The sequence below is a fragment of the Rhodoferax sp. WC2427 genome (genome assembly GCF_040822085.1).
Lineage (GTDB): Bacteria > Pseudomonadota > Gammaproteobacteria > Burkholderiales > Burkholderiaceae_C > Rhodoferax_B.
In genome coordinates this window covers 2,348,241-2,362,692 of the sequence record NZ_CP162006.1, presented here as the reverse complement: position 1 = coordinate 2,362,692, position 14,452 = coordinate 2,348,241, and the positions used below count along the sequence as shown (strand labels likewise).

Below are 14,452 nucleotides of genomic sequence, written 5' to 3'. Positions count from 1 at the left end.
AGGTGGGTGAATGGTGCGGTCTTTCATGCATTCTGAAAAGACGGTATATTGAGATGTGATCCATCTATTAATGGGATGGATGACGCACATATGCTGGATGGCGTTTCACTCGATCAACTCAGAACCTTCATCGCCGCCGTCGACGAAGGCAGCTTTTCGGCCGCAGCCAGAAAGCTCAACCGTGTGCAATCGGCGGTGAGCGGCTGGGTGAACAGTTTGGAGGGGCAGATTGGCGTCACGCTGTTCGACCGCACAGGCCGCTTCCCCAAGCTCACCGCAGAAGGCGTGCTGTTACTCGCCGATGCCCGCAACATCGTGTCGGGCGTGGACACGCTCAAGGCCCGGGCCAAGCTCATGGCCGCGGGCCTGGAGGCCGAGTTGTCGGTGGTGGTGGATGTGTTCTTTCCCACCTCCGTCATCACCGCAGCCGCCAAGGCATTTGCCAGCCGGTTTCCCCTGACGCCACTGCGGCTGTTTGTGGAGGGACTGGGCGCGGGCTACCAACCGATACTGGACGGGCATTGCAGCCTGGGCATTCTGGCGGCCCTGCCGGTGGCGTTTCCTTCGCTGGTGAGCGAACGCCTGGGCGAGGTCCCACTGGTCATGGTGGCGGCACCAAGCCATCCTCTGGCCCACGTACCACAGCACATTCCCAAAAGCCAGCTGACGCAGCACGTGCAACTGGTGCTCACCGACCGATCCGAGTTGATGGCGGGTCGGGACTACGGCGTTTTGTCGCCCTCCACCTGGCGGCTGGCAGATCTGTCCACCAAGTACGCTTTTTTGAAGGACTGCGTGGGCTGGGGCAGCATGCCTCTGCACATGGTGGCACAGGACATTGCAGCGGGCACACTGGTCATCCTGGATGTCGATGGCATGCCGCGCACCGGCTACCCACTGGCGATATCTGCCTATCACAAGGCTTCTACGCCGCCCGGGCCTGCGGGCAGGTGGTTCATCGACCACCTGAAAGCGTGGGCCGCCAACGCGGTGCCAGACGGCACCACGCCGTAAGTTAAGGCTTGCTCTAAGATGCCTCATGGATAACCACTACCTGACCTCCCTTTTCGCCCCCGACTCCATTGTGGTGTTTGCCGGTGCGGTCCCCACCGCAGAGGCACCGGGCACGCCCCAGGCCCAGACGCTGGTGGCGGCGCTCAAGGCCCAGCCGTTTGGCGGCAGCCTGGCCTTTCTGGACATCCACACCTCTGGCACGCTGGCCGACCTGGCGCAAACCCGCGCCGACCTGGCCATCATCGCCCTGCCGCCCGAGGACGTGGCCGCAGCGCTGGAAGTGGCCGGACGCATCAAGTGCCGCTCGGCGCTGGTGGTGTCCAGCGGCATCAACGCCACGCAGGCGGCTGAGCTGCACCGCGTGGCCAAGCGCCACGGCATGCATTTGCTGGGGCCCAACTGCATGGGCTTCCAGAGCCCGCGCCGGGGCCTGAACGCCAGTGTGGCGGGCCCGTTGGCCACGCCGGGGCACCTGGCGCTGGTATCGCAGTCGGGCGCGCTGACGGCCTCCATCCTGGACTGGGCCAAGCAGAACGCGGTGGGCTTTTCCACCGTGGTGTCGCTGGGGCCGAACACCGCGGTCGATCTGGCCCAGGTGCTGGACTACCTGGCCAATGACGCCCACACCCACAGCATCGTGGTCTACATGGAGGGCATCTCGGACGCGCGCCGCTTCATGAGCGCCCTGCGCGCCGCGGCCAACGCCAAGCCGGTGGTGGTGCTGAAAGCCGGACACAAGGCCGGTGGCAACAAGGCGGCGCAGACGCACTCGGGCACCATCGTGGGCAGCGACGATGTGTTTGATTCGGCCCTGCGCCGGGCCGGGGCGGTGCGGGTGCATTCCTTTGTGCAGCTGTTCTCGGCGGCCAAGTGCCTGGCATCGCGCTACCGGGCGGTGGGCAAGCGGCTGGCCGTGGTCACCAACGGGGGCGGCCCCGGCGTGCTGGCGGCCGACTGGATCAGCGAGATCGACCTGGAACTGGGCACGCTCAGCCCCGCCAGCGTGGCGGCCCTGCGGCCCCAGCTGCCGCCGCTGGCCACCTTGGCGGATCTGGTCGACCTGTCCGAAGACGCCACGCCCGCCCACTACCTGGCCGCCGTGAAGGCCGCCAGTACCGACCCGCAGGTGGATGGCGTGCTGGTGATCCACTCGCCCAAGGGCGGGTGCGATGCCGCCGCCATTGCCGCGGCGCTGGCCGAGTTCATGCCCCACACCACCAAGCCGCTGCTGACCTGCTGGATGGGCGACGCCTCGGTGATAGACGCGCGCACGCTGCTCAATGCCGCCGCCATCCCCACCTTCCGCACGCCCGAGGCCGCCGTGGGTGCGTTTGGCAACATCGCCGCGTTCTACCAAAACCAGCGCCTGCTGCAGCAAACCCCGCCGCCCTTGTCGGCCCTGGCGCAGCCCGACATCGAAGGCGCACGCCTGCTGATCGAGAGTGTGCTGACCGAACGCCGCAAGGTGCTCACCGAGATGGAGTCCAAGGCCCTGCTGGCGGCCTTCCACATCCCGGTCACCAAGACCGTGCTGGCGCGCAGCGCCAACGAGGCCATGATGATCGCCACCCAGCTGGGCTACCCGGTGGCGCTGAAGATCGACTCGCCCGACGTCAGCCACAAGTCCGACGTGGACGGCGTGGCGCTGAACATCGCCAACGCCGTGGGCGTGCGCGACAGCTACAACGACATGGTCGCCCTGGTGGCGCGGCAAATGCCGCAGGCCCGCATCAACGGTGTCACGGTGCAAAACATGGCGCGCCACAAGCGCGGGCGCGAAATCTACATCGGCCTGGTCACCGACGACCCCTTTGGCCCGGTGATCGCCTTTGGCGCGGGTGGCACCATGATCGAGCTGCTCAACGACCGGGCCATGGAACTGCCCCCGCTGAACCAGTTTCTGGCGCGCAGCCTGATCGAGCGCTCCCGCGTGGCCGAAACCCTGGGCGAATGGCGCGGTGCCAGCCCGGTGGACATGCACGCGCTGGAGCAGGTGCTGATGCGCGTGTCGGAAATGGTCTGCGCCCTGCCCCAGCTGCGCGAGATGGACATCAACCCCATCATCGTGGACGCCTCGGGCGCGGTGGCGGTGGACGCGCGCATCGTCATCGACCATTCCCCCGTGGGCCACAGCGGGCGCGGCCAAAGCTACCAGCACCTGGCCATTCTGCCCTACCCCGCCCACTACGAGCACGTATGGCCGCTGCGCGGCGGTGGCCAGTACGCCGTGCGCCCGATCCGCCCGGACGACGCCCAGATGCTGCAGGACCTGGTGCGCGGCCTGTCGGCCGAGAGCCGCTACTTCCGCTACGTGTCGATGCTGTCCGAGCTGCCGCCCAGCATGCTGTCGCGCTTTGCCCTGATGGACTACGACCGCGAAATGGCCCTGGTGGCGGTGTTCAAGGAACGCGTGGTCACCGACGACGGCAGCATCACGGAGACCGAGCGCATCCTGGGCGTGTCGCGCTTCATCACCAACCCCGACAGCACCAGCTGCGAGTTCTCATTGGTGGTGGCCGATGCCTACAGCGGCCGCGGCCTGGGCAGCCGCCTGATGCTGAGCATTATGGAAGTCGCCCGCGAAAAAGGCCTGAGCGAGATCGAAGGCCTGGTGCTGGCCAACAACCCCGGCATGCTCAAGCTGATGCGCGGGCTGGGTTTTACCGTCAAGCCGTTTGCCGAAGACCCGAATTTCCGGCTGGTGGCGCACGCCTTGTGACACCACGAGTGCTATCTAAAAAATAGCTACTCACGCTTATTCCATAAGCACAAGCGCCCTATTTGACTTAACTTGCGCGGCGCCCTCGCCCCGCTTGCTTGGCCTGGTAAAGCATTGTGTCGGCGCGCGCCACCAGGTCAGCGACCTCTACCGAGGCATTGGCACGGAAGGCGACCCCGACGCTGGCGCCGAGTCGTAGCTGCAAGTCACCTACTTCAAATGGCAGCTGCGCCACGGCGACCAGCTTGTCGGCGACCATGTCGGCGCTGAACTCGTTGCGGATGCCAGACAGCACAATCGCAAATTCGTCTCCGCCCAGTCTCGCCACGGCGTCGCTGGGCCGCACCAAGGCGCGCAGGCGTTGCGAGAAGATCTGCAGCACCTGGTCTCCCACAGGGTGTCCGTGCTGGTCGTTGACGGGTTTGAAATGGTCCAAATCGATGTACAGCAAGGCCAGCGAAGGTTGAGCGCCGGGATAGGCGTGGTGGGCCATGTAGCTGTCAAAGCCGGCACGGTTCAAAAGTCCCGTCAAGGGGTCTCTTTGGCTGAGTTGCAAGAGGCGCTCTTCCTCGTTGCGGTGCTCGGTGATGTCTTGGGCGATCTGGACAAAGCCGTCCACGGTGCCGTCATCGAGCCACAACGGGACGTAGCTGATGGCCAGATGGGAGTAGCTGCTGCGCCCCGGGTATTTTTTTTCGAAGCTTACGGTTTCACCTGCCTGTACCCGCTCGATCCACAGGCGGCTGCGCTCGTACTCGATACGCCCAAGGACATCGGTCACCGAACGCCCCACAATCTTGTCGCGAGAAGAACCGCACCAGCGCTCAAATCCGCTGTTGGCAAAGCGGTAGAGGCCGTCCGTCCCCACCACGCCCACGATCATGGGGATGGCCTCGGTGACGGACTTCAGGGTCGCGGTCTGGCGGAGCAACTGCTGCCGGGCATCTGTCTCTGCAGAAATGTCCCGCATGACGGCAGAGTACCGATCGATGCGGCCGTTCCGGTCTCGGTGGGCAACCACCATATCGTTGACAGGCAACTCGCGCCCACCGTCGACCAGGATCGTGGTGTCGCCAATCCAGCTTCCGCGCGCTTTGACGGCGGGAACAATGGTGTCGATGAAGCACTGGTTGGTGGCGGGGCTGTTGAACTCCCTAAAACTCCGGCCACCCAAGGGGGTGTCGCTGGCCATCCCCACGGCCCGGCGCACGGCCGGATTCATGTAGATGACCTCGCCGCGGTGGTTCGACTGGACCACAAAGTCCGGCGTGGTGTCGAAAATGGCAATCAGCTCGTGCAGCGCCCGCTCGGTTGCCTTGCGCTCGGTGATGTCAATACCGGTCGAATAGAAGCCGCGCACCGTGCCGTCTTCCGCGACATCGGGAATCATCCGGCTCTCGATGCAGCGCAGTTGGCCGTCCACCATGTCGTCGTACTCAAAATGCTGGGGATGGCCAGCCAAGGCGGCTTTGAGCCTGGGCTCGATCACCTCGTCGGCGGAGGTCTTCTTCAATTCGTCGCGCGTGCGGCCGATGATCTGCTCAGGGGGCAGGCCGAGTCGCAGGCAATGCGCTTCGTTGACAAACTGGAAGCGGCGCTGCGCATCCACATAAGCAATGCGGATCGGCAAACCGTCCGAGACCTGCCGAACGAAACGCTCACTTTTGGTCAAGCGCTGCTCCAGGCGCTTGCGTTCTGAAATGTCCTGAAAGGCCCCCACCAACCGAACGGGCTGCGCGTTTTCAAACTCCACCTCGCCGGAAGTGCGGACCCAGATCAACCGCCCCTGTGCCGTCACCATCTGCAGCTCAAGGTCCCAGGGCAGTCCTTCGCGTGTTCCGCGCTGCACCGCAGCCTCGATGGTCTGGCGCGCCTCTGGCACATAAAACGCGATGGCGGTTTCCATCACCGGGACGTAGGCTGGGTCGACCTCGTGGATCCGGCGGGTTTCGTCCGACCAGGTGATGGTGCCTGTGGCCAGGTCCACCTCCCATCCGCCAACCCCTGCGACACGGCCGGTTCGGTACAAAAATCCCTGGCTGGCACGCAGCGCGTCCTCCACGCGTTTGCGGTCGGTAAAGTCCCGTCCGACCGAATGCAGCAGCAGCTCGCCGTCTACGCCCCGTTGCAGGCTGTTGGTCCAGGCAACCCAGCGGATGTGGCCATCGGGTCCCCGCATGCCGTTTTCGCTGGTGCGAACACCCCCTGTGGCAAACACCTCGGCAATCAGACGTTTGACGTTGTCCTGGGATGCGGCGTCCACCTCTTCAAAGAGGTTGCTGCCCACCATCGCTGCCGGGTCGCGCTGGAACTGGCGCGCGTAGGCCGGATTGACGTACACCAGCTCGCCGTCGCGCCGGGCCAGAGAAACCAATTCCGCCTGGTCCTCGATCAGCGCGCGGTGCCGGGCTTCGCTGTGGGTCAGGGCCTGCTCAAATTCGGTGCGGACGGACAAGGCCTTGCGGATGAGATCTCGGCGCATCTCAAGACCCTGGGTGGCCAATCGGGCCAGGGATTGCAGCATCTGTATTTGGGGTTCGGTCAACTTGCGGGCCGTCCGGTCTATGACACAAAGGGTGCCCACCCGGTCACCGCTGGCAAGTGCCAACGGTGCGCCTGCATAGAAACGGATGTGGGGACTGCCCGTCACCAGAGGGTTGTCTGCGAACCGGTCGTCTTGCGAGGCATCTGCCACGCTGAACAGTGCGTCGTTCTGGATCGCGTGGGCGCAAAAGGCCACGTCGCGCGGCGTTTCGTTGACGCCCGGCAGCCCGACGTTGGCCTTGAACCATTGGCGCTCGTCGTCAACGAGGCTGATCAAGGCAATCGGCACCCCACAGGTCAGCGCCGCGAGCCGGACCAACTCGTCAAACAAAGGTTCTGGCGCACTGTCCAAAACCACCAACTCCCGCAAACGCGCCATGCGGGAAGATTCGACGGACGCATCCAACGGATTTACGGGCATCTGGGCTTTCTCGAACTTCCGGTACTTTGAACGGCGCGAACCTCTATGGCCTCTATGGCCTCTATGGCCTCTATGGCCTCTATGGCCTCTGTGGCCTGCGGTTTTGTACCCAGTCTATCGCAAGCAGCCCGTGCAGCGGGCACCGCATTTGCCGCTTCCATACCGCTGGATGGCCTGGTGGACCGTTGCCTTGGACGCTGGTGGCGCGCATGCCGTTCAGGTTGGCACTTTGAAGCGGGCGACTTCTTCGGCCAAACCTTGGGCCTGGTCACGCAAGGCACCAGCGGCGGCGGCCGTTTCCTCGACCATGGCTGCGTTCTGCTGCGTTGCGCGGTCCAGTTCCTGGACGGCGGAGCCAACCTGCGCTACGCCCTGGCTTTGCTCTTGGGAGCCCATGGCGATTTCGTTGAGCAGTCCGCTGATGCGCTGGGCGCTGGTGACGATATCGGTGATGGCCGAGCCTGCGTCACGCACGATTCCCATGCCGCTATGCACTTTCACCGCGCTGGTGGAAATCAGCGTCTTGATTTCTCGGGCCGCCTCGGCGGAACGCCCCGCCAGCGCCCGTACTTCTGTAGCCACCACGGCAAACCCCCGGCCTTGCTCTCCGGCCCGGGCCGCTTCAACGGCGGCATTCAGTGCCAGGATGTTGGTCTGAAAAGCGATGCCGTCAATGACACCAATGATGTCGCTGATCTTGGCGGAGGAGCCCTGGATTTCCTCCATGGTGGCGACCATGTTGCCAATCACATTGCCACCGTGGCTGGCGATCTCGGCGTTATGGGTTGCGATCTTGGTGGCTTCGTGCACATGCTCCGACGTCTGTTTGACCGTGGCGCTGATTTGCTCCATGGCCGCTGCGGTCTGCTCCAGGTTGGCAGCGGTTTGCTCCGTGCGTGCCGACAGTTCATGAGAGGCGTCTGCAATCTCGGTGCTGGCATGCACGATGTCGTCGGATGCATGGCGCACCTGCACCACCATGCGCCGCAGGCTGGCCTGCATATTGCCGAGCATGAACATCAGTTCCGCAGCCTCATCCTGGCCCCAGGGCTTGGGCGAGGTGGTAAGGTCGCCCGCCGTCATGGCTTCCAGGTGCCGGCTGACTTCCTGCAAGCCGCCGCGCATGACCAGGTAGAACGCATAGAACAGGTAGGCGGCCACCAGCAGCGACACCAGGATGACCAGCAGCATGTTGTTACGCGCCGCTACGGTGCGGTCGATGCGCGCCTGCAGAAGCTCGCCCAGCAAGGCGGTACTTTGGCTGCCGGTGGTACGAAGGCTGTCTACGGCCACCTGGCCAGTGGCACCGAGCAGTTGCACGTCCGCGCTAAAAGCGGGGCCAAACCAGGACTTGTAGGCCGCGTCAAAGAAGACTTTGGCCGCCTCTGCGGCCGCATCGGCCTTGATACGCGAATGCACATCGGTGTTGGCTTCGTTGGCCCGGCTGGCCATTTGGGTGATGGCGCCGATGCGTTGCTGGCCGGCATACCAAATGCCATACAACTCCCGCACTTGCGCTTCGGTGGCGTTGCCACGCCGTTGCGCTGCGCCGGCCATGGCGCGGCTGTGCGAGATCGACTCGATCACGTCAGACACAACATCGGTTGACAGTGCCATCAGGTAATAGGTGTCCTGGTCCGGGTCGAGCGTCAGGTTCGAACGGTCCAGCACCGTAAGACGCAAGTCTCGGACGGCATCGACATAGCTTTGCATCGCGGCTTCCAAGTCGTCGGGCGAGGCGCTGGAGGCTCTGGACGCCAGCGCTTGGTGCAACTGTTCCACCTTGGCAAGCTCTGGGCGCACATCCAGGCCGTCGGGTGCCGAGGCTGCCAACGCTTTGACCGGTTCCAGCAGTGCCTCAATGGCGTTCATGTCCAACTTCGCGGCCAGACCGGAGAGCACCAATCGACGCTGCTTCTGCACCTCGATCAGCCAAGGCTCAATCTGCTTGATCACGGACACGCCGACGTACTCATGGCGGGCGAAATCGATAGTGGATTGGCTGTTGCGGATGTAGGCAATGGCCAGCAAGGCCAGGGGCAAAAGAAAGGCGAACGAGATCAGGCCCGCCTTCGATCCAAACTTGAGTTTGCGAAATAGCCGCACACCGATGGCCCATGGACCATGGTGGCGGAAAAAGCGGTCCGTTGGATGGGTGGCAGGGAAAGCGGCCCTGTCGTTGCCTGCGGCTAAGGCATGTTGGTATTGCATCGTCTATCTCACATTAGGGTGGCTGGAACTCTCAGCCAAACAGCATTCACAAGCCGACTCCAGATGTGCCGGAGCCAGGCATGGCACTTGTGTGCAAAGTCAAATGGGGGGCTAGCCAAGACGACCGCAGCCCCTTCAAGGGTGCCAGTCAAATCTCTTATCTATCATTTACACCATCTCATTGTATGCAGATATAGCTATGCATGAATCATATCTATCATAAAAATAGCGAATAATTGGCATATTTAGCCGGTGGTTCGAGACTTTTAGCCATAGCCCCGACGTGACCGCTCTCAACATCGCTTTGGGCGCAGGCCACATCGACGGCTAAACGGGGTCCATCGCCCGCCGCTCCTGCAGCTTGCGCATTGCTCGAACACAGGAAGGCTGCCCGTGAGACGGCCCCGAACGAGGCCGGTTTAGGCATTGTCCTACGCACACTATTCCCCAATTCCTTCCATTGGTTAACCCGGAAAATATATTATTTTCCCGTGATCCAAAGGAATTTCCCTGCGGATTCACAAGCTGTGATGGGAGTAATTTAATCCCATCGAAACCGCAAACTACTCTAGGAGATTGTGATGGCATCCACCTATCAAAACGATGACAACCGCGGCAGTCGCGGAAATCAGCAAGGGAAGAACGACGGCGATAACCGCGGCACGAATACCCCTAAAGATCCGAAGCAAGGGTCGTCACAGCAAGGTACACAAGGTCGTGGTTTTGCCTCTATGGATCCCGATAAACAACGGGAAATAGCCTCAGAGGGCGGAAAGGCTGCACATAGCTCTGGAAATGCGCATGAATTTACGTCCCAGGAAGCCCGCGCGGCCGGCAGCAAGAGCCATGGCGGCAAATCAACAGACGACGATAACGATTCCAACGAAAAAAGCCGTTCGGGCGGAAATAAAAGCTCACAGACCTCCCAAAGCTCGCATAGTTCTTCCGGCTCGCGTTCCAAGTAAAACCTATGCACTGCGTTGAAAAAGCGTGGTAAGCGCTACACGACTTCGATAACTGTCATTGAACCAATCTGATACCTCAGATGGATATTTTGACCCGCAATAAATATACTTTTGCGGGTTTTTATATTTATACCCATCATGTTCTTGCTTTTTAACTATAAATATATATAGATAATTTAATCCACATTAAAATAAGTATCAAAGAGATACATTCTTTTCTGGGAAAATTGTTGAGCTATTGGACCGACGAATAAGGCCTACTGTCCTCGCGGTGCCCTTATCAACATGGCTGGCCTTTTAAGATTTGAATAGATTCTGATTCCTCAATTAGTCCAAAGCACAAAGATGCGACGAGAAAATTGAAATATTGATTGTCGACACGTACGTTACGTGCGATGTCGAACATACAAAACAAAAAAATAAACTATTCTTGCTACATCGACGTACTTAGGAATGACTAAACCATTGGATATTTTCAAAAATTTTGTATTCCCAGGCCGTCATGACTTCACATTTTCTGCATCCAACTCCATCCCGCGCTGCAAAAACCGGAATAGCCGCACATTGCGATCTCGCCATCCGAATTCTTGAACGCTTGCTACGTGGCTATTCGGGAAACGTCAGCTTGCGCCTCTGGGACGACAGATTACATGAGTTAGGGATGGAAGCATCCGCCTTCACCTTGGTACTACGCGATCCATCGCTTTTGCGAAGGATCATTGCGGCGCCCAGTCCTGTCCTGCTGGCAGATGCCTACTTTCGCGGTGAATTGGATGTCGAGGGCGATTTATACAGCGCCTTGGCGCTGAAGGCGCATTTTGAATCGCTGGTATTGCCTTGGCGCGACAAGATCTCCTTGCTGCTGGATGCGTGGCGCTTATCTGCAGTTCTTGATTCTTCCACCAAATCCCGTCGCAGCAAAGCCATTGGCGTTGCGGAAGGGTTTTCGCATACCCATTCTCGGCGCTCAGACCAGTCCGCAATTGCCTTTCACTACGACGTATCGAATGAATTCTATGGGCTCTGGTTGGATACGGAGAGAGTTTATTCCTGTGCCTATTTTGAAACTGAACACGACTCTCTTGACCGGGCCCAACGTAACAAGCTGGAGCACATATGCCGCAAACTGCGACTGCGGCCCGGTGAATACTTGCTGGACATAGGCTGCGGCTGGGGTGCTCTCGTGTGCTGGGCGGCCCGACACCATGGTGTGCGAGCCCATGGCATCACGCTGAGCCAGCGGCAATTTGATTACGCAAGCAAGCGCATTGCATCAGAGGGACTGCAAGACCGCGTGACGGTGGAACTGCGCGACTACCGCGACCTGGGAGAACAGGCTCTATACGACAAAGTTGCCAGCATCGGCATGTTTGAACACGTCGGTCTGGCCAACCTGCCAACCTACTTTGCCACCGTGCAACAGGTACTTCGCCCTGGCGGACTTTTTTTAAACCACGGCATCACGCACGATGAAGAAGGCTGGAATCAAACCGTCGCCACTGAATTCATTAACCGCTATGTTTTTCCTGATGGAGAGTTTGACTGCGTCAGCAATATTCAACTCGGAATGGAGCGTGCAGGCTTTGAGATTGAAGATGTAGAAGCGCTACGCCGACACTATGCCCTCACCTTACGCCATTGGGTACAACGACTGGAAGAAAACCGGACCGCAGCCCTCGGTGTTGTGGATGAAGCTACTTTTCGAATTTGGCGGCTCTATATGGCGGCCTGCGCGCTAGAGTTTGAAGCAGGTGGCACTGGCATTTACCAAATACTAGCCTCGCGCAGAGGGGCTGCAACCTCATTGCCACTAACCCGAAAAGACCTATATAGATAGAAATGAATCCAGTAAAAATCTAACCAACTCGATCGTCTAAAAACATCGATTTCCTCCGATCCAATTCATAATTGCGAGCGCTTTCAAAACGATGCAGCCCTTCGGGAATTGAATGCAACTGGTAGGGAGTCATCAAATATGACTTCTCCATTGGTCCTTCATGGTATTTTAAAACCTCTTTCAGCTGGGCTTGGTGATTTCTCTGACATGGCCGTACCATACCAACTCCATCATTAAATAATAAATTCACCCCTATTCTAGTAATGGTCAAAAAATAGCAAGGATCAAAAAATTAGAAAATTCATACTATATGCAGGTCACCATAATATATAGACATATTAAATAGAATGGGGAAACCCATGAAAAATACAGATATTTCGACTAATCATTTATCTATATACCTGTCCATGGGATCTCCATCTATTTTCAATGGATATTGCATCGTCTACGTCTTTGGTATTTACTCCCACAAGAATGCCGCCATCCTTCAAACCTTTTTCGTAAGTTGCAACACGCTCTTCAGGGATGTTCCAACCCACAAGAGCACCTATCAACCCACCGCTTGCGGCACCCACTCCGGCCCCGGCTATCGCAGCAGCCACCGGTCCTGCTACAACCAGCCCTAAACCAGGCAATGCGAGGTTTGTTCCTGCTGCGGCAATGGCGCCTGCAATGGCGCCCAATGTTCCACCAATGGCCCCGCCAACTTCCGCACCTTCAGCAACCTTGGTGCCCAGTTCGGTCTGTTTAAAAGCCATATTTTCATCGGCGAAGCTGCGTTTCCGGGTCTCGTCTGACATCAGGATATTCACATCGTCCTTCGTGTAACCATGCTCCGTTGCGATGCCAAACGCAGACTCAGCGCTTTCCCGATTTGGAAATATTCCGGTAACCAGATATCCTTGCGCATCAAATTTTGGAGTATTTCCCATAATTTCCTCCGACAGTTGATGTAATTGAATTGTGTGCCCGATACGAGATAATATTACGAAATATAAACAGACTATTAAATTCAAATTTTCTTCAAATTCTGTAGGACAACGCGCCAACACAGGACTTAGCCATCAATTTAATTGGAAGCATCTTTGTATATCTTTTAACCAGATTGGAATACAACCCAATTTAAATATCCGCCCTATCGTTTCCCATAGATCCACCTAGCACAGCCTCACAGCCCAAGTCTTAATTTAATAAGTCGATTGCCACAGCGATTAGGGACACTTGCCTCGTGGCGAGGCTTTTTCGCGTCGCCATTTCTATCTTTTGCAAACCTGCGCGCACGCGCAGAGCCTCGGCCAAACTGGGGATACTTCACCCGCCAGGTGTTGGACGGTTTGCGCGATCAGGCGGAATGGCTTGCGAAGCGATTTTTTTGCAAGACAAGGGAGTAACGACCGCCGATGGGTCGGTTGGACGGGAGGCGGCCAGGAATATGCACGAGGCCATCGTTACCCAGCGGCCCATGAAAAAAGCCTTCCAGACCGTGCGGTGTGGAAGGCTTCAATTGGTGGGCGATGCAAGTTTCGAACTTGCGACCCCTGCAGTGTGAATGCAGTGCTCTACCCCTGAGCTAATCGCCCTGATATTTGGTGATCTGCGATTTGTTAATCGCTATCAGGTAAGCCTCGAATTATACAACATCTTTTTCGAGGATTCGCCAGACTGTCTTGCCGCCGCTCGATTTATCAAGTTGTTTCAACAAATCCTGGTGGGCCGCGGCCTCCTCGAGGCTGACCTGCAGCACGGGCAGCACGAAGGTGCTGAGGTCCATCTGCGGGACGGCGGCCACCGTGGTGTCCTCAATGCCCACGTCGATCAGCAGGGCATCTTGCCCGCGCGTGAGGTTGATGTAGACCTGGGACAGCAGCTCGGCATCCAGCAAGGCGCCGTGCACGTCGCGGCCGGAACGGTCGACCTCCAGGCGGTCGCACAGGGCATCGAGCGAATTGCGTTTGCCGGGGTACAGCTCCTTGGCCAGGGCCAGGGTGTCGATGATGCCGCTGACAAAACTCCTGAGCGGCGGTTTGCCCAGGCGCTCCAGCTCTTTGTCCAGAAAGCCGACGTCGAACGCGGCGTTGTGGATGACCAGCTCGGCATCCTGGCAGTAGGCTACAAACGCATCGACGATCTCGGCGAACTTGGGCTTGTCGCGCAGGAATTCGGTGGTGATGCCGTGCACCCGCAGCGCGTCTTCGTGGCTGTCGCGCTCGGGGTTGATGTAGTGGTGGAAATGGTGGCCGGTGAGCTTGCGGTTGAGCAGCTCGACGCAGCCGATTTCCAGCACGCGGTCACCGCCTGCTGCCGACAGGCCGGTGGTCTCGGTATCCAGAATGATTTGGCGCATAAACTATTCTTTTGACAGCTGCTTACGCTGATGGAATAAGCGCAAACAGCCATTTTTATCAGTGAAGTTCTTTGGCGTGGTTGATGGTGTATTTGGGGATTTCCACCGTCACGTCTTGCTGCGCCAGCAAGGCCTGGCAGCCCAGGCGCGACTGCGGCTCCAGGCCCCAGGCGCGGTCCAGCAGGTCTTCTTCATTTTCGTCCAGTTCGCCCAGCGACTGGAAGCCCTCGCGCACGATGACGTGGCAGGTGGTGCAGGCGCAGCTCATGTCGCAGGCGTGCTCGATGTTGATGTGGTTGTCCAGCATGGCCTCGCAGATCGAGGTGCCCGCGGGCGCGCTGATCTCGGCACCTTGCGGGCAGTATTCGGGGTGGGGCAGGATTTTGATGATGGGCAT

Annotated in this window: 9 protein-coding genes and 1 tRNA gene; 4 read left to right on the top strand and 6 right to left on the bottom strand. The window is 59.1% G+C overall.

Going from position 1 to position 14,452, the window contains the following annotated elements; translation table 11 throughout:
• Positions 1 to 75 precede the first annotated feature (75 nt).
• Both AB3G31_RS11170 and AB3G31_RS11165 read left to right on the top strand, forming a co-directional pair.
• Entirely contained in the window at positions 76 to 1,014 is a 939-nt protein-coding gene (locus tag AB3G31_RS11170) for a LysR family transcriptional regulator (protein ID WP_367850238.1), read from the top strand.
• Positions 1,015 to 1,039: 25 nt separating this feature from the next.
• Positions 1,040 to 3,733 (top strand): GNAT family N-acetyltransferase, encoded by a 2,694-nt coding sequence (locus AB3G31_RS11165; protein WP_367850237.1) that lies wholly within the window; start codon positions 1,040 to 1,042, stop codon positions 3,731 to 3,733.
• Between the two features lie 67 nt (positions 3,734 to 3,800).
• Here the strand turns inward: AB3G31_RS11165 and AB3G31_RS11160 are convergent, their stop codons facing one another.
• Both AB3G31_RS11160 and AB3G31_RS11155 read right to left on the bottom strand, forming a co-directional pair.
• The gene (locus tag AB3G31_RS11160; protein WP_367850236.1) at positions 3,801 to 6,698 is read right to left on the bottom strand and encodes a PAS domain S-box protein; all 2,898 of its coding nucleotides are present in this window, start codon (positions 6,696 to 6,698) and stop codon (positions 3,801 to 3,803) included.
• 216 nt (positions 6,699 to 6,914) lie between these two features.
• A complete protein-coding gene (locus tag AB3G31_RS11155; RefSeq protein ID WP_367850235.1) occupies positions 6,915 to 8,909 on the bottom strand; it encodes a methyl-accepting chemotaxis protein in 1,995 nt (664 codons plus the stop codon).
• 581 nt (positions 8,910 to 9,490) lie between these two features.
• Between AB3G31_RS11155 and AB3G31_RS11150 the strand changes: the two genes are divergently transcribed.
• Both AB3G31_RS11150 and AB3G31_RS11145 read left to right on the top strand, forming a co-directional pair.
• Positions 9,491 to 9,874 (top strand): KGG domain-containing protein, encoded by a 384-nt coding sequence (locus tag AB3G31_RS11150; RefSeq protein ID WP_367850234.1) that lies wholly within the window; start codon positions 9,491 to 9,493, stop codon positions 9,872 to 9,874.
• Positions 9,875 to 10,376: 502 nt separating this feature from the next.
• Positions 10,377 to 11,711, top strand: coding sequence for a class I SAM-dependent methyltransferase (locus AB3G31_RS11145; RefSeq protein WP_367850233.1), 1,335 nt, complete (start codon positions 10,377 to 10,379; stop codon positions 11,709 to 11,711).
• Between the two features lie 389 nt (positions 11,712 to 12,100).
• Here the strand turns inward: AB3G31_RS11145 and AB3G31_RS11140 are convergent, their stop codons facing one another.
• From AB3G31_RS11140 to fdx, 4 genes are all read right to left on the bottom strand, one after another.
• The gene (locus AB3G31_RS11140; RefSeq protein WP_367850232.1) at positions 12,101 to 12,760 is read right to left on the bottom strand and encodes a hypothetical protein; all 660 of its coding nucleotides are present in this window, start codon (positions 12,758 to 12,760) and stop codon (positions 12,101 to 12,103) included.
• Between the two features lie 456 nt (positions 12,761 to 13,216).
• Positions 13,217 to 13,291 (bottom strand) — tRNA-Val (locus AB3G31_RS11135).
• Positions 13,292 to 13,341: 50 nt separating this feature from the next.
• Complete coding sequence (dnaQ, locus tag AB3G31_RS11130) at positions 13,342 to 14,055, bottom strand: DNA polymerase III subunit epsilon (RefSeq protein WP_367850231.1); 714 nt, start codon at positions 14,053 to 14,055, stop codon at positions 13,342 to 13,344.
• A 58-nt stretch (positions 14,056 to 14,113) separates the two neighbouring features.
• Positions 14,114 to 14,452: an ISC system 2Fe-2S type ferredoxin gene (fdx, locus tag AB3G31_RS11125; RefSeq protein ID WP_367850230.1), complete on the bottom strand. Its 339-nt coding sequence runs from the start codon at positions 14,450 to 14,452 to the stop codon at positions 14,114 to 14,116.

What these genes read in the sequence shown, in the direction of transcription:
- AB3G31_RS11160 (WP_367850236.1), bottom strand. Translation starts at nt 6,698, where the DNA reads ATGCCCGTAAATCCGTTGGATGCGTCCGTCGAATCTTCCCGCATGGCG.
- AB3G31_RS11145 (WP_367850233.1), top strand. Translation starts at nt 10,377, where the DNA reads ATGACTTCACATTTTCTGCATCCAACTCCATCCCGCGCTGCAAAAACC.
- AB3G31_RS11165 (WP_367850237.1), top strand. Translation starts at nt 1,040, where the DNA reads ATGGATAACCACTACCTGACCTCCCTTTTCGCCCCCGACTCCATTGTG.
- AB3G31_RS11170 (WP_367850238.1), top strand. Translation starts at nt 76, where the DNA reads ATGGATGACGCACATATGCTGGATGGCGTTTCACTCGATCAACTCAGA.
- fdx (WP_367850230.1), bottom strand. Translation starts at nt 14,452, where the DNA reads ATGCCCATCATCAAAATCCTGCCCCACCCCGAATACTGCCCGCAAGGT.
- AB3G31_RS11155 (WP_367850235.1), bottom strand. Translation starts at nt 8,909, where the DNA reads ATGCAATACCAACATGCCTTAGCCGCAGGCAACGACAGGGCCGCTTTC.
- AB3G31_RS11150 (WP_367850234.1), top strand. Translation starts at nt 9,491, where the DNA reads ATGGCATCCACCTATCAAAACGATGACAACCGCGGCAGTCGCGGAAAT.
- dnaQ (WP_367850231.1), bottom strand. Translation starts at nt 14,055, where the DNA reads ATGCGCCAAATCATTCTGGATACCGAGACCACCGGCCTGTCGGCAGCA.